Annotated in this window: 24 protein-coding genes; 11 read left to right on the top strand and 13 right to left on the bottom strand. The window is 75.0% G+C overall.

Going from position 1 to position 24,685, the window contains the following annotated elements:
* Nucleotides 1-55: 55 nt before the first annotated feature.
* Nucleotides 56-1,189, top strand: coding sequence for a PIG-L family deacetylase (locus ACH436_RS05045; RefSeq protein ID WP_430559059.1), 1,134 nt, complete (start codon nt 56-58; stop codon nt 1,187-1,189).
* Between the two features lie 11 nt (nt 1,190-1,200).
* Entirely contained in the window at nt 1,201-2,955 is a 1,755-nt protein-coding gene (locus ACH436_RS05040; protein WP_430559058.1) for an ATP-binding protein, read from the top strand.
* Here the strand turns inward: ACH436_RS05040 and ACH436_RS05035 are convergent.
* The 4 genes from ACH436_RS05035 to ACH436_RS05020 form a co-directional block, all read right to left on the bottom strand.
* A complete protein-coding gene (locus ACH436_RS05035) occupies nt 2,927-4,171 on the bottom strand; it encodes a hypothetical protein (RefSeq protein ID WP_430559057.1) in 1,245 nt (414 codons plus the stop codon). The genes ACH436_RS05040 and ACH436_RS05035 overlap by 29 nt on opposite strands.
* Nucleotides 4,099-5,373 carry a glycosyltransferase gene (locus tag ACH436_RS05030; protein ID WP_430559056.1) on the bottom strand — a complete coding sequence of 425 codons (1,275 nt, stop codon included), beginning with the start codon at nt 5,371-5,373 and terminating at the stop codon, nt 4,099-4,101. Before ACH436_RS05030 ends, ACH436_RS05035 begins: the two co-directional genes overlap by 73 nt.
* Nucleotides 5,370-6,296, bottom strand: a complete 927-nt coding sequence (locus ACH436_RS05025) for an ATP-grasp domain-containing protein (protein ID WP_430559055.1) — start codon at nt 6,294-6,296, stop codon at nt 5,370-5,372. The genes ACH436_RS05030 and ACH436_RS05025 overlap by 4 nt, the downstream gene beginning before the upstream one ends.
* Before the next feature lie 66 nt (nt 6,297-6,362).
* On the bottom strand, nt 6,363-7,268 hold the full coding sequence (locus tag ACH436_RS05020) for a neutral zinc metallopeptidase (protein ID WP_430559054.1): 906 nt from the start codon (nt 7,266-7,268) through the stop codon (nt 6,363-6,365).
* 94 nt (nt 7,269-7,362) lie between these two features.
* Here ACH436_RS05020 and ACH436_RS05015 point away from each other — a divergent pair, with 94 nt between their 5' ends.
* A complete protein-coding gene (locus tag ACH436_RS05015) occupies nt 7,363-8,085 on the top strand; it encodes a Type 1 glutamine amidotransferase-like domain-containing protein (protein ID WP_430559053.1) in 723 nt (240 codons plus the stop codon).
* A 22-nt stretch (nt 8,086-8,107) separates the two neighbouring features.
* Here ACH436_RS05015 and ACH436_RS05010 read toward each other — a convergent pair whose 3' ends face one another.
* Nucleotides 8,108-9,589 (bottom strand): DUF2809 domain-containing protein, encoded by a 1,482-nt coding sequence (locus tag ACH436_RS05010; RefSeq protein WP_430559052.1) that lies wholly within the window; start codon nt 9,587-9,589, stop codon nt 8,108-8,110.
* 110 nt (nt 9,590-9,699) lie between these two features.
* Here ACH436_RS05010 and ACH436_RS05005 point away from each other — a divergent pair, with 110 nt between their 5' ends.
* Nucleotides 9,700-11,298, top strand: coding sequence for an ABC-F family ATP-binding cassette domain-containing protein (locus ACH436_RS05005; RefSeq protein ID WP_430559051.1), 1,599 nt, complete (start codon nt 9,700-9,702; stop codon nt 11,296-11,298).
* Here the strand turns inward: ACH436_RS05005 and ACH436_RS05000 are convergent.
* The 3 genes from ACH436_RS05000 to ACH436_RS04990 are packed head-to-tail and all read right to left on the bottom strand — an operon-like array spanning nt 11,271 to nt 13,089.
* A complete protein-coding gene (locus ACH436_RS05000) occupies nt 11,271-12,305 on the bottom strand; it encodes an SURF1 family protein (RefSeq protein WP_430559050.1) in 1,035 nt (344 codons plus the stop codon). The two genes, ACH436_RS05005 and ACH436_RS05000, sit on opposite strands and share 28 nt — an antisense overlap.
* Nucleotides 12,302-12,538 (bottom strand): hypothetical protein, encoded by a 237-nt coding sequence (locus tag ACH436_RS04995; protein WP_430559049.1) that lies wholly within the window; start codon nt 12,536-12,538, stop codon nt 12,302-12,304. Before ACH436_RS04995 ends, ACH436_RS05000 begins: the two co-directional genes overlap by 4 nt.
* The gene (locus tag ACH436_RS04990) at nt 12,538-13,089 is read right to left on the bottom strand and encodes a DUF3099 domain-containing protein (protein ID WP_430559048.1); all 552 of its coding nucleotides are present in this window, start codon (nt 13,087-13,089) and stop codon (nt 12,538-12,540) included. The genes ACH436_RS04995 and ACH436_RS04990 overlap by 1 nt, the downstream gene beginning before the upstream one ends.
* A gap of 296 nt (nt 13,090-13,385) precedes the next feature.
* Here ACH436_RS04990 and fabG point away from each other — a divergent pair, with 296 nt between their 5' ends.
* From fabG to ACH436_RS04975, 3 genes are all read left to right on the top strand, one after another.
* Complete coding sequence (fabG, locus tag ACH436_RS04985; protein WP_430559047.1) at nt 13,386-14,138, top strand: 3-oxoacyl-ACP reductase FabG; 753 nt, start codon at nt 13,386-13,388, stop codon at nt 14,136-14,138.
* A 94-nt stretch (nt 14,139-14,232) separates the two neighbouring features.
* Nucleotides 14,233-14,997 (top strand): enoyl-ACP reductase FabI, encoded by a 765-nt coding sequence (fabI, locus tag ACH436_RS04980; protein ID WP_430559046.1) that lies wholly within the window; start codon nt 14,233-14,235, stop codon nt 14,995-14,997.
* A 48-nt stretch (nt 14,998-15,045) separates the two neighbouring features.
* Nucleotides 15,046-15,594 (top strand): SixA phosphatase family protein, encoded by a 549-nt coding sequence (locus ACH436_RS04975; RefSeq protein ID WP_430559045.1) that lies wholly within the window; start codon nt 15,046-15,048, stop codon nt 15,592-15,594.
* Between the two features lie 3 nt (nt 15,595-15,597).
* On the opposite strand, the gene ACH436_RS04970 is transcribed toward ACH436_RS04975, so the two are convergent.
* Genes ACH436_RS04970 through glgC form a run of 4 tightly spaced genes read right to left on the bottom strand, consistent with a single transcriptional unit; the run spans nt 15,598 to nt 19,660 of the window.
* A complete protein-coding gene (locus ACH436_RS04970) occupies nt 15,598-16,182 on the bottom strand; it encodes a cysteine hydrolase family protein (protein ID WP_430559044.1) in 585 nt (194 codons plus the stop codon).
* Nucleotides 16,179-17,636 (bottom strand): purine-cytosine permease family protein, encoded by a 1,458-nt coding sequence (locus ACH436_RS04965; RefSeq protein ID WP_430559043.1) that lies wholly within the window; start codon nt 17,634-17,636, stop codon nt 16,179-16,181. The genes ACH436_RS04970 and ACH436_RS04965 overlap by 4 nt, the downstream gene beginning before the upstream one ends.
* Nucleotides 17,637-17,682: 46 nt before the next feature.
* Nucleotides 17,683-18,423 carry a phosphoserine phosphatase SerB gene (gene serB / locus ACH436_RS04960; protein WP_430559042.1) on the bottom strand — a complete coding sequence of 247 codons (741 nt, stop codon included), beginning with the start codon at nt 18,421-18,423 and terminating at the stop codon, nt 17,683-17,685.
* Complete coding sequence (gene glgC, locus ACH436_RS04955) at nt 18,416-19,660, bottom strand: glucose-1-phosphate adenylyltransferase (protein WP_430559041.1); 1,245 nt, start codon at nt 19,658-19,660, stop codon at nt 18,416-18,418. Before glgC ends, serB begins: the two co-directional genes overlap by 8 nt.
* Nucleotides 19,661-19,725: 65 nt before the next feature.
* On the opposite strand from glgC, the gene glgA reads away from it, so the two are divergent.
* Nucleotides 19,726-21,027 (top strand): glycogen synthase, encoded by a 1,302-nt coding sequence (gene glgA, locus ACH436_RS04950; RefSeq protein WP_430559040.1) that lies wholly within the window; start codon nt 19,726-19,728, stop codon nt 21,025-21,027.
* Between the two features lie 49 nt (nt 21,028-21,076).
* Here glgA and ACH436_RS04945 read toward each other — a convergent pair whose 3' ends face one another.
* Nucleotides 21,077-21,868, bottom strand: coding sequence for a hypothetical protein (locus tag ACH436_RS04945; RefSeq protein ID WP_430559039.1), 792 nt, complete (start codon nt 21,866-21,868; stop codon nt 21,077-21,079).
* 152 nt (nt 21,869-22,020) lie between these two features.
* Here ACH436_RS04945 and ACH436_RS04940 point away from each other — a divergent pair, with 152 nt between their 5' ends.
* The 3 genes from ACH436_RS04940 to ACH436_RS04930 all read left to right on the top strand — a co-directional run bounded on the left by ACH436_RS04940 (nt 22,021) and on the right by ACH436_RS04930 (nt 24,680).
* Nucleotides 22,021-22,818, top strand: coding sequence for an ABC transporter ATP-binding protein (locus ACH436_RS04940; RefSeq protein ID WP_430559038.1), 798 nt, complete (start codon nt 22,021-22,023; stop codon nt 22,816-22,818).
* Between the two features lie 136 nt (nt 22,819-22,954).
* On the top strand, nt 22,955-23,428 hold the full coding sequence (locus tag ACH436_RS04935; protein ID WP_430559037.1) for an NfeD family protein: 474 nt from the start codon (nt 22,955-22,957) through the stop codon (nt 23,426-23,428).
* Nucleotides 23,429-23,492: 64 nt separating this feature from the next.
* Nucleotides 23,493-24,680 (top strand): SPFH domain-containing protein, encoded by a 1,188-nt coding sequence (locus ACH436_RS04930; RefSeq protein ID WP_430559036.1) that lies wholly within the window; start codon nt 23,493-23,495, stop codon nt 24,678-24,680.
* Nucleotides 24,681-24,685: the final 5 nt, after the last annotated feature.

Here is a 24,685-nt window from a genome sequence, read left to right as displayed (position 1 = left end):
CGGCGGGCGGCGCGTACGGTACGAGCCAGACGTGCTGGCGTGCGAGGGAGGGTCGGTGTCGGACGACGTGTTCCGGGCTCTCGTGCTCGAGGACGACCCCGACTCGGCGGAGTTCGTCCGCATCGCGCTCGGACGGTACGGGGGGATGCACGTCGACCTCGCGGCCGACGCCGAGGAGGCGCTCGCCGCGCTGCGGCGGGCGACCTACGACGTCCTGGTGAGCGACATCCAGCTCCCGGGACGTTCCGGGCTGGACATCCTTCCGGAGGTCCGGGCCCTGGACCCCACGCTGCCGATCATGATCGTCACCGCGTTCCCGACCGTCACGCACGCCGTCACGGCCCTGCGCGAGGCCGCCGACGACTTCCTGGTCAAGCCGGTCGCCGCGTCCACGGTGGTGGAGAGGGCCACGGAGCTCGCCCAGCGCGCCCGCCGGGAACGGCAGTCGTCCCGCCAACGGGTGCTGGCGGTCGGGGCCCACCCGGACGACGTCGAGATCGGGGTGGGCGCCACCCTGGCCGCCCATGCCGCGGCGGGGGACGAGCTGGTGATCCTCACGCTCTCGGGCGGCTCGGTGGGCGGCGTGGCCGCGGAGCGCCACGAGGAGGCGCTCGCGGCGGCGGACGTCGTCGGGGCACGGCTGGTGCACCTCGACTTCCCGGACACCCGCCTCGACCCCGCCGCGGGGGTGATCGGCGCGATCGAGGACCTCGTCGCGGAGGTCGACCCGCACCGCGTCTACACGCACAGCGCGAACGACCGCCACCAGGACCACCGCGCGGTGAACGGTGCGGTGCAGATCGCCGCACGCCAGGTGCCGAGCCTGTGGTGCTTCCAGAGCCCGTCCGCGACCGTGGCCTTCGCGCCCAACCGGTTCGTGGACGTCGACGGGTTCGTCGAGACGAAGCTGCGGATGCTGGCGGCGTACGTGTCGCAGGCGCACCGTGAGTACATGCAGCCGGACGTGGTGCGCGCGACGGCGCGGTACTGGGCACGGTTCAGCCCGGCGCGCGAGGTGGAGCCCCTGGAGACCGTCCGGGCCAGCGAGACGCTCGCCCGGTCGTCGGCCGTGCGGGCGACACCCGCCGTGGACGGGCAGGACTCGGGCGTCCCGGTCGACCTGTCGACCCTGCTGAACCCGCCGGCCACTGCCGCGCACGAGCACGTCGGCCGCGGCGGCGCCCCCTGATGAGCCCCGGCGTGGGCCACCGTCTCGGCCAGGCGTACGACCGGGTCTGGACCGCGTGGTTCGCCGACGACGCCGTGGGGCTGCGGCAGCTCCCGCTCACCGTGTCCTTCCTCGTGGTGCTGGTGATCCTGCGGATCAGCGACATCGACGGGGACCCGGCGTGGCTCACGCTCGCCGTGACTCTCGTCGTCGTGGTGCAGCTGGTGGGCGGGCTCGGCCGGTGGGACCGCTGGCCGAAGGCCTGGCGTTCCGCGCTGCCCCTGGCGCAGATGGTGGCGATCGGGGCGCTGGAGATCGGCTCCGGCCTGGTCCTGGCGAGCTTCGACGTGCTGCTGTTCCTGCCGGTCGTGAGCCTGGCGCTGCAGCGCGAGGCCCGGGGGCTCGTGCTGGCGATGTGCGGCTCGGTCCTGGTCCTGTTCGCCCCGATCCTGCTGCCGCTGACCGCGGTCGAGCGCGTGCACCCGGCCATGCACGCGCTGGTGGTGCTGCTCGTGCTCGGCCTGGTCGCGGTGGGCACCCACGGCTTCGTGGGGGTGGCGCGCGACCAGGCCCACCAGCTGAGCCGGGCGCGGGACGAGCTCACGACGGCCGCGCGGCACCTGCGGGAGTCCCGGGACGCCCTGCGGGGCATCATGGCCGCCGCGACGGAGCAAGGCTTCGTCGCGACCGACGTCGCGGGCCGGGTCGTGTGGGCCAGCCCGGGCACGGTGCGCCTGTTCGGGCGCCCCGAGGAGGACCTGGTCGGCCTCGACGTGGCGCAGCTCGTGGACCGGACGGCCCTCGCCGCCCGGCTGTCCGAGCTCGGCGGGCCGGACACCGGACCGGACACCGGACCGGACACCGCGCCGGCCGCAGGTCCTGACGCGGCGAACCGGGTCGTCCTGGGCAGCGCGGTCACGGGGGCCACCCATGTGGCGGAGTGGCCCGTGACGCTGCCCGACGGGGAGCGCCGGTACCTCGAGCTCACCGTGACGGAGCGGCAGGCGCTCGACGGGACCGTGCCCGAGCTGCCCGGGGGCTTCCTCGTCGTCGCCACCGACGTGACCGTCCGCCACGAGGAGGAACGCATCCAGGACGAGTTCGTCGGGCTGGTGAGCCACGAGCTGCGCACGCCGCTCGGGTCGATCCTGGGATACGTGGACCTGCTGCGGCTCGAGGAGGACCGGCTGGACGACGAGCAGCGGAAGTACCTGGGCGTGGTCGAGCGCAACGCCCGCCGGCTGAGCGCCCTGATCGACGACCTGCTGACCAGCGCCCAGATCGTCGCGGGGCGTCAGGTGCTCGAGGGGCACGACCTGGACGTCGTCCAGGTGGTGCGGGACGTCGTCGAGAACGAGCGCCCCGCGGCCGAGGCCGCCGGGATCGAGGTCGTGGTCGAGGGGGACGCCGTCGTCCCGCTCGTCTCCGACCCCGACCGCCTGGGCCACGTGGTCGAGAACCTGCTCAGCAACGCGATCAAGTACAGCGCCCGGGGCACCCGGGTCCGGGTGGCCGTGACGACCGGCGCGACGCCCACGGGCTCGCACCTGGCGCGCCTGCTGGTGTCCGACGAGGGCACCGGCATCCCGCCCGACGAGATCGAACGGGTCACCCAGCGGTTCTACCGGTCCCGCGACACGCGGCGGCGCCGGGTGCGGGGCGCGGGCCTCGGTCTCGCGCTGGTGGACCAGGTCGTGCACGACCACGGCGGCGTCCTGTCGATCCGCAGCGTGCCGGGTCAGGGCACCGAGGTGGACGTCACCCTCCCCGACCTGCCGACCCGCTAGGCGCGGCGCCGCCCCAGACCTGGTCCAGGGTCGCCCAGTGCGCCGCGGACAGGTGCGAGAGCGGGGTGACGTTGACGTCGACGACGCCGTGCGTGTCGGCGGCCTCGAGGGTCGCCGCCATGCGCTCGGGCGAGATCGCCAGGGGCGGGTCGGCGTCCGCCGACGCCGCCCACAGGCCGACCGACATGGTGAAGCGGGACATGTCGAAGCCCGCCGCCTCCAGCGAGCCGGTGAGCCGCTCGACGTCCGCGGGGGTGCGGGCCTTGGCCCCGACGTACGTCCAGACGACCAGGCGGTCCGCCGACCGCAGGAGGATCCGGTAGTCGTGCCCGCTCGACGGGAGTCCGGACGCCGGGTCGTCCCAGTCGACGCGGACGTCCATCGCGAGCTCGATCTGGGCGCCCTGGCCGTCGCGCACCCCGTCGAGCCCGGTGCGCATCCGGGCCAGCAGCCCGGCCAGCACCTCCGACCGCCAGGTCCCGAGGCCGGGGTCCTCGTCGTCGATCTGCCCGTCGGCGTCCCGCGGCCAGTCGTCGGCGCCCGTCATCTCGCGGTAGAGGGCGAGGTCGTCGTCGCCGAAGCTGTAGAAGTTGAGGAAGAGCTCGGTGACGGCGATCCGGCTGGGGTCGTAGCGCTCACCGAGAGCGGTGACGTACTCGACGAGGCGGTCGCCGACCTCGCCCCTGGCGAGCTGCGAGGCCGACGCCCGGTAGGGGGACCGGGTGCCGTTGGCCGAGACCCCGGCGATCGACGGGTCGGCCTTGATCCACTCGGGGACGTACGCGTCCACGATGAGCCCGATCTCGCGCGGCGTGCCGCCGGCGGTCCGCTGCAGCGCGCGCGCCGCCCGCGACAGGTGGTCGCTGCCGGGCTCGGCCGCGACCTCCGGGTGGGCGGGCCAGTCGAACGCCGTGAACTCGACCCGCCCCGCGTTGAGGTCCACGCCGTTGGCGCCCGCGGCGTCGAGGCGCCGGTCGATCGCCGCCCAGTCCGTGCCGGGGTCGGTCACGATGCCGAAGTCGACGCTGACGGAGCGTCCCTCCGCGGGGACGACGGCGGGCCGCATGGTCGGCGGCACGTCCTCCCACGGTCGCGCGAGGAGCACGGCGGCGCCGACGGCCGCGCCGAGCGTGACGACGACGGTCAGGAGCCAGGGCCATCGTCGTCGACGAGCCCGCGCACGGACACCGTCCCGCTCCGGTCCAGCTTGTTCCATCGGTTCTCCGCGTTCCCCAGCTCGAGCCGCGCGGCGTCGAGCACGACGAAGGTCATCATCAGCGAGTAGACGGGCCACAGGGGGAGCGTCCACAGCTGCCGGAGGTCCCCGGGCGCCCGGTCCAGGAGGACCGCGAGGAGCAGCAGGGCGAGCGACAGCGGCAGGCCGAGCAGCAGGACCCACGCCCACCAGGACGACGGCGCCCACGAGGGCCCGTCGACGAGCACCAGGACCGCGAGCGCGATCATGGCGAGGACCTGCACGAACGGTGCGACGACCTGGGCCGCCGTGTTGTACAGCAGGTAGACGCCGAACGCGCCGTAGCGCGGGTTGCCGACCATCGAGCGGTGCAGGGAGGTCACCTGGAGCAGGCCGCGGGCCCACCGCACGCGCTGGCGCCACAGGCCGCGCAGCGTCGACGGGGACTCGGCGTAGACGAGGGCGTCGGGCGCGAACGTCACCCGGTAGCCCGCCCGCGCGACGCGCCACGTCAGCTCGAGGTCCTCGCCGAGGGTGTCGGTGTGCAGCGCGCCGACGCGGTCGAGCACGTCCCGGCGGAACGCGCCGATGTTCCCCGACACGATCGGCAGGCAGCCCAGCACGTCGAGCGCGCGACGCATGAGGCCGGTCCCGACGTGGCTGATGAGCGACAGCAGCCGGGTGAGGACGCGGTCGAGGTTGACCGGACGGTCGTTCCCGCACACGGCGCCGACCCGGTCGTCGCGGAACCCCCGCAGCAGCCGCGTCACCGTGTCCGGCCGGAACAGCCCGTCCGCGTCGACGAGCACGAGGACGTCGCCCCGCGCCGCGGCGATCCCGGTGTTGAGCGCGGCGCCCTTGCCGGCGTTGTCCTGGCGCAGGGCCCGCACCTGCGGGTGCTCGGCGGCGAGCCGCTGCATGCGGGCGAACGTGTCGTCGGACGAGCCGTCGTCGACGCACACGATCTCGAGCGACGGGTGCTCGCTGCGCAGCACGGAGCGCACGCAGTTCTCGATCACCACCGACTCCTCGTACGCCGGCACGACGACGCTCACCATCGGCGCCTCGGGGAACATCGGGCCGCACCCGGCCGGGCCCGGGTCGTCGCGGCGGCGCCGGGCCTCGAACACGAGGGCGGCCGGGACGAACGCGAGGCGGACCAGCCCGACGACCAGCAGCGAGAGGCCGAGGACGAGGACGAGCGCGACGAGGACGGACGTCACGGCGCGACCCGGTCGCCCGTCGAGGGCCACTCGTCGAGGACCGCGTCCAGCACCTCCGGTGCGCCCGCCGAGACGGCCCCGAACCGGGAGTTGACCTCGAGGACCACGGGCGTGCCGTCGTCGAGGCGCCGGACGTCCATGTCGAGCGGGCCGACGAGGTCGAGCGCCTCCGCGGTGCGGACGGCGAGCTTCGCGACGTCGTCCGCCGCCCCTGCGGGCAGCCGCTCCACCGTGGTCGCGTTGCCCACGCGGCCCTCCTTGCGGCCCGTCTTCTCCAGCACGACCACGACGCAGCGACCGTCGACGGGGGAGCGGTACACCTGGGGGCTGTACTCGGTGCCGGGGGCGAACGCCTGCACCACCCAGGACGCGTCCGTGCTCGCCCAGACCGGGTCGTCGGCCGCCTCGACCACGTGCACGCCCCGCCCGCCGCGGGCGACGCGCGGCTTGACGACGACGGGGCCGCCGGCCCACGCCAGGGCCTCGGCCGCCGAGCCCAGCGCGTCGGCGGGCAGGTGCCGCGGGACGGAGACCCAGCAGCGGTCGAGCGACCACATCGTGAGGAGCTTGTCGGCGGCGACGGCGGTCGGTCCCGGCGCCGAGAGCACGACCGCGTCCCCGAGCCCGGCGGCCGCGGCGAGCACCGCGAGGCGCGGCAGCTCGTCGGAGACGGTGGGCACCACCAGGCGGGGACGGTGCCGGCGCAGCAGGTCGAGCGTCGCCGCGTCGTACGCGGGGTCGGCCGCCGCGGGCACGGCCTCGACGGCGTCGTAGCCCGGACCCGGGGCGGGCGCCAGGTCGACCCCCACCACCCGCCGGAGTGCGGCGTCGGCACGGCGCGCGAGCTGGGGGCCGAGCGCCCGGCCCGCGGGCCCGGCCGCTCCGGTCACGAGGATCGTGTGCTGCCGTGGCGCTTCACCCATGGTCGGATCGTAGGGGCCTGCCTGCGTCGATGCAGCCGGGAGCGTCCGGCCCGGGCCCGCCGGGCCTCAGAGCGAACGCGCGGCCAGGGTGTCGCAGTCGTCCAGGGTGCCGCCCTCGTACCCGACGGTGAACCACCGCACCCGCTGCTCGGAGGTGCCGTGCGTGAAGCCCTCCGGGCTGACCTGGCCGGTCGCCTGCTGCTGGATGCGGTCGTCGCCGACGGCGGCCGCGGCGTCGAGGGCCTGCCGCAGCTCGGCGGGGGAGACCGGGTCGAGGAACGTCACGCCCGTGTCGGGGTCGACCTCCGTCGCCGCGGAGCCCGCCCACATGCCGGCCAGGCAGTCGGCCATGAGCTCGATGCGCACCGAGTCGGACTCCGGCCCGCTGCCGCTGCGGTCGGCGGCGTCCATCGCGCCGAGGAGCTGCTCGACGTGGTGGCCGACCTCGTGCGCGACGACGTACTCCTCCGCCAGGGGGCCGCCCTCGGCGCCGAACTGGGCCGTGAGCTGGTCGAAGAAGGAGACGTCGACGTACACGGTCTGGTCGGGCGGGCAGTAGAACGGTCCGGTCGCGCTGGTGGCGGCGCCGCACCCCGTCGTCGTCGAGCCGGAGAAGCTCTCCACCGGCGGCAGCGCGTACTCGACCCCGGCCTGCTGCGGCAGCACGCGCTGCCAGTAGGCGTCGAGGGACTGCACCGTGGCCGAGAGCCGGCACTCCCGGTCGGTGTTCGCCTGCTCGGCCGTGCACGCCTCCACGTACTGCTCCTGCCCGTCGCCGGCGGGCGCGCCGGCGTCCTGGACCGCGCCGCCGAGGGCGCCGGTGAGCTGCCCGAGGTCGCCGCCGCCGAGGAACACGGCGAGCAGCGCGACGACGATGGCGCCGATGCCGCCGCCGACGACCGCGCCGCGGCGTCCGCCCGCACCCTTGCGGACCCGGCCGCCCTCGAACTCGCCGCCCTCGTTGAAGGTCACGGGCACCACGCTAGGTCCCGGCCGGGGTGGCCGCGCGGCAAAGGGGAGGCGCCGTGGGCGCCCGGCTCCGTAGGGTGCCGGCATGCTCACGACGATGCCCAGGACAATGGCCGGTACGGTGCTCGCCCTCGGCGGCGGCGGGTTCTCGATGTCCGACGACGGCTCCTCCGCGATCGACGACCACCTGCTCGACCTCACCGGCAAGGCCACCCCGAAGGTCTGCTTCGTGCCCACCGCGAGCGGCGACGACCACGGGTACGCCCGCCGCTTCGAGGAGGCGTTCGCCGGGCGGGCCCGGACGTCGGTGCTGTCGCTCTTCTGCCGCGAGCCGTGGGGCTACACCGACCCGGAGATGCTGCTCGAGCAGGACGTCGTGTACGTGGGCGGAGGCTCGACGGCGAACCTGCTCGTGGTCTGGCGGCGGCACGGCCTGCCCGACCTGCTCGCCCGGGCCGCGGCGCAGGGCACGGTCCTCGCCGGGATCAGCGCGGGGATGAACTGCTGGTTCGAGTCGTCCTCGACCGACTCCTTCGGCCCGCTCGCGCCGCTGGACGACGGCCTGGGCCTCCTGGCGGGCAGCGCGTGCCCGCACTACCTGGGCGAGGCGGACCGGCGGGAGGCCTACCTCGGCTGGGTCGCCTCCGGGGCGCTCGCGGAGGGGTACGCGGTGGACGAGTACGCCGCCCTGCGCTTCGTGGACGGCGTGCCCGTCGAGGCGGTGAGCGAGCGACCCGACCGTCCCGTCGTGCGCGTCGTGCGCGACGGCGAGGGGGCGCGGGAGGTCCCGTTCGACGTGCGGCGCCTCGCCGCGGCGTGACAGGACGTCGGTGCTCGGCTCCTCAGTACTCCGTCGGCGTCTCGACCGACTGCCAGTGCCACGGCTCGGGCAGCCGGCCGTCCGGCTCGGCCCAGTCCGGGTGGGTCCAGCCGTGCTCCTCGGCGTGCTCCTTGAGCCACGCGTAGCGCGCGCCGTCGAAGCCCTCCGGCCCCATGGAGAGGTCCACCGCGGTGCCCAGGCCGTGGTTGGAGCAGCCGGGCGGGGCGGCGAGGGGGTTCGGGTCGGCGGGGTTGAACACCTCGACCTGCTGCTCGTAGCTGCGGTAGGCGGAGTTCACCGTGAGGTGCTGGCCGAACTCCGCACGGTAGGCGGCGTCGAGCGCCACCAGCCCGTCCAGGACGTCCGCGCGCACGGAGTACTGCGGCGCCCACGGGATCGGGGCGAGCCGCTTCGCCGAGAGCTTCCCGGCCTCCGGGAACCACACCTGGTCGGGCTCGGGGCAGACGACGGCGTCCTGCGCCGTCATGAGGTCGGTCGTGGCGTCCGCCAGGTCGGCGCGCAGCGCCGTGAGGTCCGCCGCGGCGGTCTCGAGCTCCGTGAGGGACGCCGTGGCGAGGCGGTCGTCCTGGGCCTCGGCGGTCAGCTCCTCGGCCGTCCCGAGGGCGTCGCGGGACGAGGCGCGCCGCTCCGCGCCGGCGTCCTGGCCGCTCTCGGCGAGCTCGTCGGTCGCGGCCAGCACGCGGCCGGCACGACGCACCACCGGGGCGAGGGCGTCGCGCGACTCGGCTGCCTGGGCGCGGGCGAACACGAGGCGCGAGGCCTGCACCGCCTCGACGTCGGCGTCGAGCCGCGCGGCGAGCGCGGGGGCGTCGCCGGGCATCCGGTCCAGGACCGGCGTCGCGTCGACCAGGGCGCGCGCGTCCGCGATCGTCGCCGCGAGGTCGTCGCGGACGGAGGCGTCGGCCACCCGGTCGGCGGAGCCGTCGAGCGCGTCCTGCGCGACGACGACGCGCGCGGACAGGTCCTGCGTCTCGGCGCGCAGCACCCAGGCGAGGGCGCCGGCGCCCCCGGCGAGCGCGACGACGAGCACCACGGGGACCGCGACGCGCGCGCCCCCGCGCCGGGCCCCGGCCGCGGCACGCACGTGCCGCAGCGAGCGGTCCACCCCGCGCGCCCGGGGCCGGAGGAGGGCGAGCAGCAGGCCACCGGCCACGGCCCCCGCCGCGTACCAGGCCACGTCGGCCGGCGTGAACGCCGTGCCGAGCGCGTACCGCGCGAGCGGGAAGGCCTCGACCACGCGGCCCGGGACGTCGGTCAGCCATGCCGCCTCGACCCCGGCGCACACGACGAGCCCGATGACGCCGGCCACCACGGGGCGGGTACGCGGGGCGAGGAGCGCGACCAGGAGCACGACGAGCGTCGCGTAGAGGGCGTCCCCGAGCGGCCCGCCGACCGCTGCCGGGAGCAGGGCGCGGGCACCGAGGCCGGCGAGGACCACGAGGACGGCGAGGACGGCCGTCGTCGGGCGGGGGGCGCGGGTCACGCGCGAACCCTATCGAGCGCGCGGCGTGTGACCTAGGTCGTCGTGGGCCGGGGCCGTGGAGCACTAGACTCGCGGGAGCCTCCCACCCCCTGTCGAAGGACACCCCTGCCTTGATCACCGCCCACGGCGTCGAGCTGCGCTTCGGCGCCCGCACCCTGCTGCACGAGGCCACGTTCCGCATCGCGCCGGGCGACCGCATCGGTCTCGTCGGCCGCAACGGCGCGGGCAAGACGACGCTCACCAAGACGCTCGCGGGCGAGACCCTGCCGGCGGCCGGGCAGATCACGCGCGGCACCGACATCGGGTACCTGCCGCAGGACCCGCGCACGGGCGACCTGGAGGTCGTCGCGATGGACCGGGTGCTCAGCGCCCGCGGCCTGGACCACATCGTCACGCAGATGCGCGAGACCGAGGGGCTCATGGCCTCCGCCGACGCCGACACGCAGGCGGCGGCCCTCGAGCGGTACCCGAAGCTCGAGGCGCGGTTCCTCGCCGCCGGCGGCTACGCGGCCGAGTCCGAGGCGCACCGGATCACGAGCAACCTGGGCCTCGACGACCGGGTGCTCGGCCAGTCCCTCAACACGCTGTCCGGCGGCCAGCGCCGCCGCATCGAGCTGGCGCGCATCCTGTTCTCCGGCGTCGACACGCTGCTGCTCGACGAGCCGACCAACCACCTGGACGCCGACTCGATCGTCTGGCTGCGGGACTACCTCAAGGCGTACAGCGGCGGGTTCGTCGTGATCAGCCACGACGTCGACCTGCTGCGCGCCACGGTGAACAAGGTGTTCCACCTGGACGCCAACCGCGGCGAGCTGGACCAGTACAACCTCGGCTGGGACGCCTACCTGGAGCAGCGCGAGCAGGACGAGCGCCGGCGGCGCCGCGAGCGGGCCAACGCGGAGAAGAAGGCCGGCGTGCTGCTGGCCCAGGCCGACAAGATGCGGGCCAAGGCGACCAAGGCGACGGCCGCCCAGAACATGATGAAGCGCGCGGAGCGCATGCTGTCCGGGCTGGAGGGGGAGCGGCGCGCGGACAGGGTCGCGCACCTGCGGTTCCCGAAGCCGGCGCCGTGCGGGCGGACGCCGCTCACGGCGACCGAGCTGTCGAAGAGCTACGGCTCGCAGGAGGTCTTCGCGGGCGTCGACCTCGCCATCGACCGCGGCTCGCGCGTCGTCATCCTCGGCCTCAACGGCGCGGGCAAGACGACGCTGCTGCGCATCCTCGGCGGCGTGGAGCAGCCGGACACGGGCCGTGTCGTGCCGGGTCACGGGCTGAAGATCGGCTACTACGCCCAGGAGCACGACACCCTGGACATGGACGCCACGGTCGTGGAGAACCTGCGGCACTCCGCCCCCGACCTGACGGACACCCAGGTGCGCTCGGTGCTCGGCTCGTTCCTGTTCAGCGGGGACGACGCGGAGAAGCCGGCGAACGTGCTGTCCGGCGGCGAGAAGACCCGCCTCGCGCTCGCCACGCTCGTGGTCTCCAGCGCCAACGTGCTGCTGCTCGACGAGCCCACGAACAACCTCGACCCGGCCTCGCGCGCCGAGATCCTCGGGGCGCTCGACACGTACGAGGGCGCCGTGGTCATGGTCACCCACGACGACGGCGCCGTCGAGGCGCTCAACCCCGAGCGGGTGCTCCTCCTGCCCGACGGCGACGAGGACCTGTGGAGCGCGGACTACGCCGAGCTGGTGTCGCTGGCCTGACGCCCGGCGGCGGACCTGTCGGCGTCCGCCCGGGGCCGCTCGGCGGCGTCCAGCAGGGCGTCCTCGTAGTCCTCGTCGACCTTCCGGCGGCGGGGGCGCTGGGGACGCACGGCGGCACCGGGCCGCCCGGTCCCGTCCAGCGGGTCCGGGCCCTCGCCGGCGGCGAGGAGGTCGCCCGCCGTCACGTGCACCGGCCGGGTCTCGCGCCGCCACAGCACGACGTAGCCGCCCAGCGCGCCGAGCGCGAAGATGACCCACTGCACCGTGTAGCTGAGGTGCGACCCGGGATCGGTGTCCGGCTCGGGCAGCGCGCCGGGTGTCGTCCCGGCCGCCGGGTCCTCGGCGCGCAGCTGCCCGTACCCGCCCACGGTGGCACCGTCGGCCCACGCGGCGCCGTCCGGGCCCGCGGCGAGCACCTGGTCGGTATGGATGGCCTGCACCTGCCCGGCCGGGGTGCCCCGGTCGGAGGCGGGCTCGTCCGGCCGCATCGTCATGGTGACCTCGACCTCGCCGGCCGGCGGGTCGGGCACGGACGACGGCTCGCTCGCGTCCTCGCCCAGCGGCACGAACCCGCGGTCGACGACGAGGACGACCGGCTGCCCGTCCGCCCCGGTGGTCTCGAGCGGCACAAGCACGTGGAAGCCGGGCTGGCCTCCGACGGGCCGGTTGCGCAGCAGCACCGTGTCCTCGGGCCGGTAGGTGCCCGTGGCCACGGCGGGGCGCCACTCGTCGTCCGGGTCGAGGACGGCGCCCGGCCCCGGCAGCACGTCGGAGAGCGGGACGGCGGCGGCCGCGTAGTTGGACTCGACCAGGTCGATCTGCGCCTCGCGCCACGTGTAGCGGTGCCACTGCCACACGGCGGCCAGCACGCACACGGCGGCCAGCAGCACCGCGCCGAGGCCGAGCGTGATCCACTGCCGGCGGGTGCGGGGCGCGGCGGGGGCGGCGGGGGCGTGGTCGGCGGCGTCCGGCGCCGGGGCGGGGCGGGCGGCGGTGCGGTCGGTCACGCGCGATCGAGCTCCGCGACGGGGACGGTCTGCTTCCAGAACGAGCGCGCACCGAGGAACTGCTCGAGGTGCTCGCGGTGGTCGTCGCACGCGAGCCACACCTTGCGGCGCTCCGGCGTGTGCAGCCGGGGGTTGTTCCACAGCAGGCCCCACGTGGCCTCGGCGCGGCAGCCCTTGGCCGAGCACACCAGCTCGCCCGCCACGGCGTCAGCGTTCGTCGCGAGCACGTCCATCAGCGGGTTCCTCCAGGATTCTCGTGCGGTGTCTCGTGCGGTGACTCGTCGGGTGACGCGTGCGGCGTCTCGTGCGGTGCGTGCCCGGCCGTCTCGTCCGCCGCCGCGGGAGCAGGGTCGTCGTCCCGGTGCTCCACGACGCGGTGCGGGCCGTCGAACGTCTCCGGCCCGGAGCCCGCGGCGGGGCCCGAGGGCGGGTGCTCCTGAGCGGAGGCGGCCAGCTCGGCGGGCGCGACGTCGACCATCGGCGAGGTGTCGTAGGAGACGCGGTCCCGCCCGGCGTTGGCGAAGAGCACCGCGGAGTACGGCAGGACGACGGCGGCGGCCACCAGCACCAGCCGGATCCAGAGGACGTCCACGAGCACGGCGCCGATGAAGCAGACGATCCGGATGCCCATCTGGACGAGGTAGCGCCGCGTGCGGCGCGCCTGGTCCTCCTCCAGCGGCTCGGGGGCGCTGGTGATCGAGGGGACCTCGGGCGCCTGGCCCGCGCCGCGGCGGTGGCCTCCGGAGGGGCGCGGACCCGGAGGGGTCGCGCGGGCGTTGCTCACCTCGCCAGTCTAAGGCGGCGCGCGGAGCCCCAGGGACCCGGCGGCGACGGGGTCCGCCTTGTAGGGATCCGACAAAGGGCCGCGGCGACGTGTGACGCGCCGCGACCCTGCGGGGCCGCTCCGGCGAGGTAGCGTCACCAGGGCGTCGGCCGTGGCCCGACCGCCCGCAGCACTGTCCCGCCGTCGTCACGCACCATGACGAGCGGGCTCGAGCAGCGGTCGAGCAGCAGCCGCGCAGGACGCCGGTGCCGACGCACCCCGACCGCCGAACCCGCCCCGACCACCGAGGAGACCCCGTGACCGACGCCCCCGCCCCCCAGCCCGCCGCCGGCAGCGGCACCCCTGCCGGCCGGGTCGTCGTCGTGACCGGCGCGGCGCGCGGCATCGGCCGCACCATCGCGGAGCACTTCGTCGCGGCGGGCGACACGGTCGCCACGCTCTACCGGGGCGGCGACCTGCCGGCCGGCGTGCACGGCTACGTCGCCGACGTGACCGACAGCGCGGCCGTGGACGCCGCCTTCTCGGGCATCGAGTCCGACCTCGGCCCGGTCGAGGTGCTCGTCGCCAACGCGGGCGTCACCCGCGACCAGCTCCTCATGCGCATGAGCGACGAGGAGTTCGAGACCGTGCTCGACGTGAACCTCACCGGCACGTTCCGCTGCGTGCGCCGTGCCTCGAAGGGCATGATCCGCGCCCGCCGGGGCCGCATCGTGCTGGTCGGGTCCGTCGTGGGCCTCTACGGCGGCCCGGGCCAGGTCAACTACTCGTCCTCCAAGGCCGCCCTCGTCGGCATGGCCCGGTCGATCACGCGCGAGCTCGGCGGGCGCGGCATCACCGCGAACGTCGTCGCCCCCGGCTTCGTCGAGACCGACATGACGGCCGCGCTGCCGGAGGCGACGCAGCAGCAGTACAAGGCGTCGATCCCTGCCGGCCGCTTCGCCTCGACCGACGAGGTCGCCGGGGTCGTGGGCTTCCTCGCCTCCGACGCCGCGGCCTACGTCTCGGGCGCCGTGATCCCGGTCGACGGCGGCCTCGGCATGGGCCACTGACGGACCCTCTGGCCCGCCCGGGACCGGCCCCTGGCCGGCACCGACCGCACCCGCCCCTCCTCGTCCCCGCACCACGCACAACCGGAAGGTCATCATGGCTCTGCTCGACGGCAAGAAGCTCCTCATCACGGGCGTCCTCACCGACAGCTCGATCGCGTTCCACGCCGCCCGCCTCGCCCAGGAGGAGGGCGCCGAGGTGGTGCTCACCTCGTTCGGGCGGCAGATGAAGCTCACGCAGGCGTTCGCGAAGCGCCTGCCTGTCACGGCGCCCGTGGTGGAGCTGGACGTCACCAGCGACGAGGACCTCGCGGCCCTCCCGGAGCGCGTCAAGGAGCACGTGGACGGGATCGACGGCGTCGTGCACTCGATCGGCTTCGCACCCCAGACGGTCATGGGCGGCAACTTCCTGGGAGCCGGGTGGGACGACGTCGCCACGGCCCTGCAGGTCTCCACGTTCTCGTACAAGTCGCTCATCGAGGCGGCGCGCCCGCTGATGTCCGGCGGCGCGTACGTGGGCCTCACCTTCGACGCGACGTTCGCATGGCCGGTCTACGACTGGATGGGTGTCGCGAAGGCCGGTCTGGAGTCCGCCAACCGCTACCTGGCCCGTGACCTCGGGCCGCACGGCATCCGGTGTAACCTCGTCTCCGCCGGGCCCATCCGTACCACGGCCGCGAAGTCCATCCCGGGGTTCGCGACCATGGAGGACGCCTGGCCGCAGCGGGCCCCGCTGGGCTGGGACCAGACGACGGCGGAGCCGGCTGCGCGCGCCGTCGTGGCCCTTCTCTCGGACTGGTTCCCCGCCACGACCGGGGAGATCGTCCACGTCGACGGTGGTGTGCACGCGATGGGTCAGTGACGGGTCCGGCCCGGAGCGGCCCCCGGAACGACCTGTGAGACGGAGCCCATGAGAGCGGTGACGCAGGCCGAGGGCGAGGCGCCGACCTGGCGCCTCGTGCTGTTGCGCCATGCCAAGGCTGAGCCCGGCAAGGGCGCGATCCCCGACGACCGCCGCCCGCTGGCGCTGAACGGGCGCAAGCAGGCCAGCCGCGTCGGCATGGCGCTCACGGCCGCCGGTCTGCGGCCGCAGGTCGCGCTCGTGTCCTCGGCGCTGCGCACCCGGCAGACGTGGGACCTGGCCTCCTCGCACCTCGACGGCTCCGCCGCGACGGTGCTCGAGGTGCGCGACGAGCTCTACGAGGCGAGCGTGCGTGACGTCCTCGGCCTCCTGCGGGAGGTCGAGGCGTCGGCGCGCACGGTGCTCGTCGTCGGGCACGAGCCGACCATGGCCGCGACGGCGGCGTACCTCGCGGGGGACGGCTCCGACTCCGCGGCCGTCGCGCAGGTGCGCGTCGGCGTCCCGACCGCCACCTATGCGGTGCTGGAGTCCGCCGAGCCGTGGGCCGGGTGGGGGCGCGACGGCGCCCGGCTGGTGCACGTCGGCCGGCCCTCCTGACCGTCAGGCGGCGGGCCTCGGGCCGCGCTCGTCGTCGAGCACCTGGTCGACCGTCGTGACCTCGACCAGCGGCGCGTAGAGCCGCATCGCGTCCAGCGCACGGTCGTGGTCGGCCGCGCTCGCCCCCGCGCACGCGTCGGACACGACGCGCACCCGCCGGCCGGCGTCCGCCGCGGGCAGCACCGTCGACAGCACGCAGCAGTCGGTGGAGACGCCGGCCACCACCAGCTCGTCGGCGTGACCGGTGGCCGCGTCGAGCTCCGCGCCCCACTTGCCGAACGTCGTCGCCGTGACGACCGGAGCGCCGGAGGGGTCGAGCCCGTCCGCGAAGCCGTACAGGGGGTCGTCGGGCGGCACCAGGGCGAACGGCCACTGGTCGAAGTACTCCCGCCAGGCGCCCTGCGGCTCGTGGGGAGCCACGTAGCGGGTCCACACGCTGCGCCCGGCGAAGGCCGGCAGCAGGCGGCGCAGCCCGTGGGCCGCGGCGTCGAACCCCGGCGCGGCCCACGGGCTCGCCGGGCCGGCGAAGACCACCTGCATGTCGATCACGACGAGCCAAGCGCCGTCGGCGCCGTGGGTGGCGCTCACGGCGTGGCCCGCCCCGTCGCTGCCGCCTCCGGCGCCCGCTCCTGGCGTCGCACCGCCCGGGCGGACAGGAGGAACGTGCCCAGCAGGCCGAGGGCGAGGGCCACGAGCACGCCGAGGTTCGCGCCGGCCCACTGGCCGTCCCGCCCGCCGAGCCCCAGCGGCCCCAGCAGGTAGCCCTGCCACGACAGCCACCCGGCGTACGTGTTCGTGACGAGACCCCACCCGATCGCCGTGCCCGCGACGACGAGCAGGACGGCCGACCACCGCACGCTGCCGTACCGGCCGCGCCGGTCGCCGAGCTCGGCGTCCGCGTAGTCGCGGCGGCGCAGCGCGATGTCGGCGAGCAGCACCCCGCACCAGGCCGCGATCGGCACGCCGAGCGTGATGAGGAACCCCTGGAACGGGCCGAAGAAGTCGTCGGCGACGAAGACGACGTAGGTCGCGCCGAGCACCATGAGGACGCCGTCGATCGCCGCGGCCGCCCAGCGCGGGGCGGGGAGCCCCAGGGACAGCAGCGCCAGTCCCGAGGAGTAGATGTCGAGCGCGGCCCCGCCGATCAGCCCGGCGAGGGCCACGACCATGAAGGGGATCAGGAACCACTCCGGGAGCAGGACGGCCAGCGCGCCGATCGGGTCGGCGCCGATCGCGTCCGCGAGGGCGGGGTCGGAGCCGGCGAGGAGGAGCCCCGCCACGAGCAGCAGGACCGGCGGCAGAGAGGCGCCGAACGTCGTCCAGCCGACGACGCCGGGGCCGGAGGCGGTGCGCGGCAGGTAGCGCGAGTAGTCGGCGGCCATGTTGACCCAGCCGAGGCCGAACCCCGTCATCATGAACACGAGCCCGCCGATCACCTGCGGCGCCTGCCCGGGCGGGATCGACGCCACGGTCGCCCAGTCGACGTGGCCCGCGACCAGCACCACGTAGATCACCGTGAGCACCGCGGTGAGCACGGTGATGACCTGCTGCAGCCGCATCACGAGCTGGAACCCGAAGATCCCCGCGGCCACCACGACCAGCGCCACCACGGCCAGGGTGACGACCTGCGTCACGGTGCCGCCGCCCCATCCGAGGGTGCCGAGGACGGTCGCGGTGGCGAGCGTGGCGAGGGCCACGAGCACCGTCTCCCAGCCCACGGTGAGGATCCAGGACAGCAGGGACGGCAGCCGGTTGCCGTCCACGCCGAACGCCGCGCGGCTGAGCACCATGGTGGGTGCCGAGCCGCGCCGGCCCGCGAGCGAGATGAACCCGCACGCCAGGAACGACACGAGGATGCCGACCGCGCCGACCACCACCGCCTGCCAGAAGGACACGCCGAACGCCAGCAGGTACGCGCCGTAGCCGAGGCCCAGCACGGAGACGTTGGCCGCGAACCACGGCCAGAACAGGTCCCGCGGCCTGCCGTGCCGCTCGGACTCGTCGATGGTGTTGAGCGCGTTGGTCTCGACCGTGGTCGCCATGGTCCGATCCTGGCCCCGCCAGGGGGTGCGCGCTACGGCTGGGGGCTCAGGGCCGGGCGGTGCCGGGCGCGCGGCCCGCCGCGGCGTCCACCGCGTCGATGACGCCGAGCACGTCGTCGAGCCGGGGGCCGTCCACGCTGAACGGCGCCTGCGCGCGCACGACGGGCTTGGCCGCGAAGGCGATGCCGATGCCGGCGGCGTCGATCATGTCGAGGTCGTTGGCGCCGTCGCCGACGGCGACGGTGTCGACCATGTCGAGCCCGCACTCCGCCGCCCAGCGGCGCAGCGTGGCGGCCTTGTCGGCGCGGTCGACGACCGGTCCGACGGTGCGGCCGGTGAGGACGCCGTCGGCCACCTCGAGGCGGTTGGCGCGCCAGCGGCCGATGCCGAGCGCGTCGGCGATCGGGCCGAGGATCTCGGCGAACCCGCCCGAGACCAGCCCGAACTCCCACCCGCGCCGGTGCACCTCGCTCACGAGGTCGGCGGCTCCCGGGGTGAGGACGACGGCCTCGCGCACCGCGGTCAGCGCCTCGACCGGCACGCCGCGCAGCGTGGCGACCCGCTCGCGCAGCGAGCCGGCGAAGTCGAGCTCGCCGCGCATCGCGCGCTCGGTCACCTCGGCGACCTGCGCGCGGGTGCCGGCGTGGTCGGCGAGCAGCTCGATCACCTCGGCGGTGATGAACGTGGAGTCGACGTCGGTGACGACGAGGCGCCGGCGCGGTGCCTCGGCGCCGCCCTCCACGGCGCTACCAGGGGTGGGGGCGGTGCGGGGAGCGGGATCAAGCAACGACGGTGCCCTTCGGGACGACGGTGATCCCCGACTCGGAGACGGTGAAGCCGCGGGCCCGGTCCTCGTCGTGGTCGACGCCGACGCGCGCCCGCTCGCTCACCACCACGTTCTTGTCGAGGATGGCGCGGTGGACCTGGGCGTGCCGCTCCACCTGGACGTTGTCCATCACGACGGCGTCCGTGACGGTGGCCCAGGAGTGCAGGTGCGCGCCCGGGGACAGGATGGACCCTGCGACCGTCGCGCCGGAGATGAGGACACCAGGCGAGACGATCGAGTCGGCGGCGTGGCCGAGCCGTCCCGGCCCGGCGTGCACGAACTTGGCCGGCGGCAGGCCGGTGTAGCCCGTGAGCAGCGGCCAGTCCTGGTTGTACAGGTTGAACACGGGCTGCACGGCGATGAGGTCGGTGTTGGCCTCGAAGTAGGCGTCGATCGTCCCGACGTCGCGCCAGTAGTCGCGGTCGCGGTCGGTGGACCCGGGGATCTCGTTGCGGATGAAGTCGTAGACGCCGGCTGTGCCGTCGGCGACGAACGCGGGGATGATGTCGCCGCCCATGTCGTGGCGCGAGTCCGGGTCGGCCGAGTCCTTCGTGACCGCCTCGACGAGCGCGTCGGCGTCGAACACGTAGTTGCCCATCGAGGCCAGCACCTCGGTGGGGGAGTCGGGCAGCCCGACCGGGCTCTCGGGCTTCTCGAGGAACTCGCTGATCCGCGTGGGGTCCTCGCGGTCCACCTCGATGACACCGAACTGGTCCGCCATGGCGATGGGCTGGCGGATCGCCGCCACGGTGGCGCGGGCGCCGGACGAGACGTGCGCCTCGACCATCTGGGAGAAGTCCATGCGGTACACGTGGTCGGCGCCGACCACGACGACGATGTCGGGCCGCTCGTCGTCGATGATGTTGAGGCACTGGTAGATCGCGTCGGCCGAGCCCAGGTACCAGTGCTTGCCGACCCGCTGCTGCGCGGGCACCGACGACACGTAGTTGCCGAGCAGCGACGACATGCGCCACGTCTTGGAGATGTGCCGGTCCAGCGAGTGGGACTTGTACTGGGTCAGCACGATGACGTGCAGGTAGTGCGAGTTGATGATGTTGGACAGCGCGAAGTCCACGAGCCGGTAGATGCCCCCGAAGGGGACCGCCGGCTTGGCGCGGTGCGCGGTGAGCGGCATGAGGCGCTTGCCCTCGCCGCCGGCGAGGACGATCGCGAGCACGCGGGGCTGGGTCGACGCCATGCCACGACCCTAGGGGGTCGTGGGCCGCCGCGCCCGCGACCCGCCGACCCCGCTAGGTTGGCCGCGTGAGCACGCCCACCAGCAGCCCTGCCAGCAGCCCGTTCCGGGTCGACCTGCTGACCCGCGAGTACCCACCGCACGTCTACGGGGGCGCCGGCGTGCACGTGGCCGAGCTGTCCGCCGTCCTGCGCCGGGACGTCGACGTGCGGGTGCGGTGCTTCGACGGGCCGCGCACCGGTGCGGACGCCGAGCCCGGCGTGACGGGGTACGGCGTGCCGGCCGAGCTCGCCTCCGCGAACGCCGCCCTCGGCACCTTCGGCGTCGACCTGGCGATGGCGCAGGACGTCGCGGGGGCCGACGTGCTGCACTCGCACACCTGGTACGCCAACCTCGCCGGGCACGTCGGTGGCCTGCTGCACGGTGTGCCGCACGTGGTCACGGCGCACTCGCTCGAGCCGTTGCGCCCCTGGAAGGCGGAGCAGCTCGGCGGTGGGTACGCGCTGTCGTCGTGGGCGGAGCGCACGGCCTACCTGGGCGCCGCCGGCGTGATCGCGGTGTCGGCCGGGATGCGGGCCGACATCCTGCGGGTCTACCCGGAGCTCGACCCCGACCGGGTGCACGTCGTGCACAACGGCATCGACCTCGCCGGCTGGCGGCGCCCGGCGGACGGCGACCCGGCGGCCGAGCGGGTGGTCCGCGACCTCGGCATCGACCCCGAGCGCCCCGCGGTGGTGTTCGTCGGCCGCATCACGCGGCAGAAGGGCCTGCCATACCTGCTGCGCGCGGCGGCCCGCCTGCCGCGCGAGGTCCAGGTCGTGCTGTGCGCGGGCGCGCCCGACACCGAGGAGCTCATGGCCGAGGTGCGCGCGCTCGTGGCCGACCTGCGCCGCGCGCGGGGCGGCTCGGGCACCGTCGGCGCCGCCGGGCCCGGCGGCGCCGGCGCGGAGGCCGGGGTGGTGTGGATCGAGCAGATGCTGCCCCGCCCGGACCTGGTCGCCGTGCTCGCGGCGAGCACCGTCTTCGTGTGCCCGTCGGTGTACGAGCCGCTCGGCATCGTCAACCTCGAGGCGATGGCCGTCGGCCTGCCGGTGGTCGGCACGGCGACCGGCGGCATCCCCGAGGTCGTCGACGACGGGGTCACGGGCGCGCTCGTGCCGATCGAGCAGGCCGACGACGGCACCGGGACGCCCCTGGACCCGGAGCGGTTCGTCGCGGACCTGGCGGGCGCGCTGGGGCAGGTGCTGGCCGACCCGGCGCGGGCGGCGCAGATGGGGGAGGCGGGCCGGCGCCGGGCCGAGCAGCTGTTCTCGTGGGAGGCCGTCGCCGACCGCACCCTCGACGTCTACCGCGGCGTCCTCGCCGGGTGAGCCGGTCGAGAGCACCCGGGGGTCGAGCCTGTCGGGACCAGGACCAGGATCAGCGGACGGCGGCGTAGGTCGCGGCGCTGAGGGCGTGCCGTGCCGTGCGCTCCACCTCGCGCAGCGCGGTGGAGCGCTGGTCCGACTGCCAGAGGTTCACGGCGCCGCCGTCGTCGACGGTGGCGAGGTCGACGATCGCGAGCAGCCGGGTCGCGAGCTGCAGCACGCGGGCCCGGCGGCCGTCCAGGGCGGGCACGGGCCAGGCGTCCGTGCTGCCGCCGCGGAGGCGCTCGATCGCGTCGGCGGCGTCGTCGCGCCACCGGGCGACGTCGAGCGCGTCGAGTGCCTCGGTCGCGGTGACGAGGCTGGTGCGCAGCTCCCGCTCGGCGTCGGCGAGCGAACCGAGGGTGCCGGCCACGTGGGTGGACCACGCGGGCACCGGCCGCACCTGCCAGGCGACGAGATGGCCGGGCTCGAGCTCGCTCCCGAACGCGGTGACGGCAGGCACGGCGGCCCAGGAACCGGCCGGGGTGGTGATCATCACGCACTCGCCCGCCTCGGTGGCCTCGGCGCTCACCGCGGCCGGTGTCCCGCCGAGGTCGCCGGGAGCGGGCAGCAGGGCGCACACCTCGCGGGGTCCGTCGAGCCAGGCGGTCACGAGGTCGCGCAGGCCGGCGTCGTCCCCGCCGACGGCGGCGGCGCCCTCGTCGCGGCCGGGCAGCCCGACGACGCCGTGCGGCTCGTCGTCGCCCTGCACGCTGCGCACCACGACCCCGGGTGCGGCGCCGGCGGTGGCGAGCCAGAGGGCGAGCACGACGCTGCGGGGCAGCGCGGTCGGGTCGGTCTCCACGGGGTCACAGTAGACGCGCCGGTGCCGTCGTCGCAGGCCCGGACGTACGTCGGACGGCGGGCGGGCAGGGCGCGGGCAGGGCGCGGGCAGGGCGCGGGCACGGCGCGGGCGACGGCCGGGCGGTCGGGGCGGCTCGGGTAGGGTCGGGCCTCATGAGCGCGGTTCTCGACCTGCAGGGCGTCACCGTACGACGCGGTACCACCACCATCCTCGACGCCGTGGACTGGCAGGTGAACGAGGGAGAGCGCTGGGTCGTCCTCGGCCCCAACGGTGCCGGCAAGACCACCATGCTGCAGATCCTCGCGGCGCGCTCGCACCCGACGAGCGGCACGGCCGAGCTCCTGGGCGAACGGCTCGGCCGCGTCGACGTCTTCGAGCTGCGCCCGCGGATCGGCTTCGCCTCCGCGGCCCTCGCCGACCGCATCCCGGGCGGCGAGGCCGTGCGGGACGTCGTGCTCACGGCGGCGTACGGCGTGACGGGCCGCTGGCAGGAGTCGTACGAGGAGTTCGACGAGCAGCGCGCCAAGGACCTGCTCGCGGCGTTCGACGTCGCCGACCTGGCGGACCGCTTCTACGGGACCCTCTCGGAGGGCGAGCGCAAGCGCGTGCAGATCGCCCGCGCCCTCATGACGGACCCGGAGATCCTGCTGCTCGACGAGCCCGCCGCCGGCCTCGACCTCGCCGGGCGCGAGGAGCTCGTCGGCGCGCTGGCCGAGCTCGCGGCCGACCCGGCGTCGCCCGTCCTGGTGCTCGTCACGCACCACGTCGAGGAGATCCCGCCGGGGTTCACGCACCTCATGCTCATGAAGCGCGGGGGCATCCAGGCCGCGGGCCCGATCCACGAGGTGCTCACCGCGGACAACCTCTCGCAGGCGTTCGGCACGCCCCTCATGGTCGCCCACGGCGGGGGCCGTTGGCTGGCCCGCGCGGCGCGACCCGCCGGTCGCTGAAACGGCTTCCCGCGTCGGCTCAGGCTTGGTAAAGTCTGTGCAAAACATGGTGGCGGGGGCGTCGCTCACCTGAGGGTCCCTCAGGGGCCGTCCCGGCGCCGCACGCTCCCGCGAGGGACGACGAGGGGAGAGGTCCGTGGACTCCTGGCTGTGGTGGGTCGGAGGCGCGCTGCTGCTCGCCGCGATCGAGATGCTCTCGTTGGACCTGGTGCTGATCATGCTGGCCGGGGGCGCCCTCGGCGGGGCCGTCACGGCCGCTGCGGGAGGCGAGCTCTGGCTGCAGATCCTCGTGGCCTGCATCGTGTCCGTGCTGCTCCTGTTCACCCTGCGCCCGTGGCTGCTGCGCCACCTGCGGCAGCGGGTGCCGCTCGTCGAGACCAACGCGGCGGGCCAGGTCGGCCGGCTGGCCGTGGTCCTGGCGGAGGTCACCGAGACCGGCGGCCGCGTCAAGCTGCAGGGCGAGGTCTGGAGCGCCCGTCTCGAGGACGACGGCATCCCGAACTCCACCGGGCGCGTCCCCGTCGGCGCCGAGGTGCGCGTCGTGCGCATCGACGGGGCCACCGCCGTCGTCGCCCCGGTCGCGACGACGCACGAGCAGCACCCCGCCTGACCCGCCGCCGGTCGGCGACCGGTGACCATCTCCGATCGTCGACGCGTCGACGGAAGGGACTCCTGTGAACGACACCGAACCCGGCACCATCGTGCTCTACGTGGTGCTCATCATCCTGGCGATCGTGCTGATCGTCGCGCTGGTCAAGGCCGTGCGCATCGTGCCGCAGGCGACGGCGCTGATCGTCGAGCGGCTCGGCCGCTACAACAAGACCTTCGAGCCCGGGCTGCACCTGCTGGTGCCGTTCGTCGACCGCATCCGCGCAGGCGTCGACCTGCGCGAGCAGGTCGTGTCCTTCCCGCCGCAGCCCGTGATCACGAGCGACAACCTCGTGGTGAGCATCGACACGGTCATCTACTTCCAGGTGACCGAGCCGAAGTCGGCGGTGTACGAGATCGCGAACTACATCACCGGTATCGAGCAGCTCACGGTCACCACCCTGCGTAACGTCGTCGGCTCGATGGACCTCGAGCAGACGCTCACCAGCCGCGACCAGATCAACGGCCAGCTGCGCGGCGTCCTCGACGAGGCGACCGGCCGCTGGGGCGTGCGCGTCAACCGCGTCGAGCTGAAGTCGATCGAGCCGCCCGCCTCGGTGCAGGGTGCGATGGAGCAGCAGATGCGCGCCGAGCGCGACCGGCGCGCCACGATCCTCACGGCGGAGGGCGTCAAGCAGTCGCAGATCCTCACCGCTGAGGGTGAGAAGCAGTCGCAGATCCTCCGGGCCGAGGGTGACGCCCAGGCGAAGATCCTCCAGGCCGAGGGCGAGGCGCGCGCCATCCTCCAGGTGTTCGGCGCCATCCACGAGGGCGACGCCGACCCCAAGCTGCTCGCGTACCAGTACCTGCAGATGCTGCCCGAGATCGCCAACGGCAACGCGTCGAAGCTGTGGGTCGTGCCCACGGAGTTCACCGCGGCGCTCGGCTCGATCGCCAAGGGCTTCGGCGGGGTGCCCGGCACGCCCGGCATCCCCACCCCGCCCGCCGACGACGAGGGCGGCGCCGAGGCGCGGCCCCGGCAGTCGTCGCTCCCCGCGCAGGCCCTGGAGGACCCGGGTGAGGCGCTCGCGGAGGCACGGCGCCAGGCGGAGGCCGCCACGGCCGACGCGACGAGCGCGGGCACCCGGTCGGGTGCGCCGTTCGACCCGTCGGCCGAGCGCGGCCAGCGACCGTCGGACGGCCCGACGGCGCCGCCGTCGCCCGGCGCGCAGCCCCGGTCCCTGGGCGGCGAGCCGCCGGAGCCGCAGCAGTAGCCGAC

It is taken from the genome of Isoptericola sp. NPDC019693 (assembly GCF_044389085.1).
Lineage (GTDB): Bacteria > Actinomycetota > Actinomycetes > Actinomycetales > Cellulomonadaceae > Isoptericola.
Note: the sequence above shows the minus strand (reverse complement) of the source record. Positions and strands in the feature narration are given on the sequence as shown.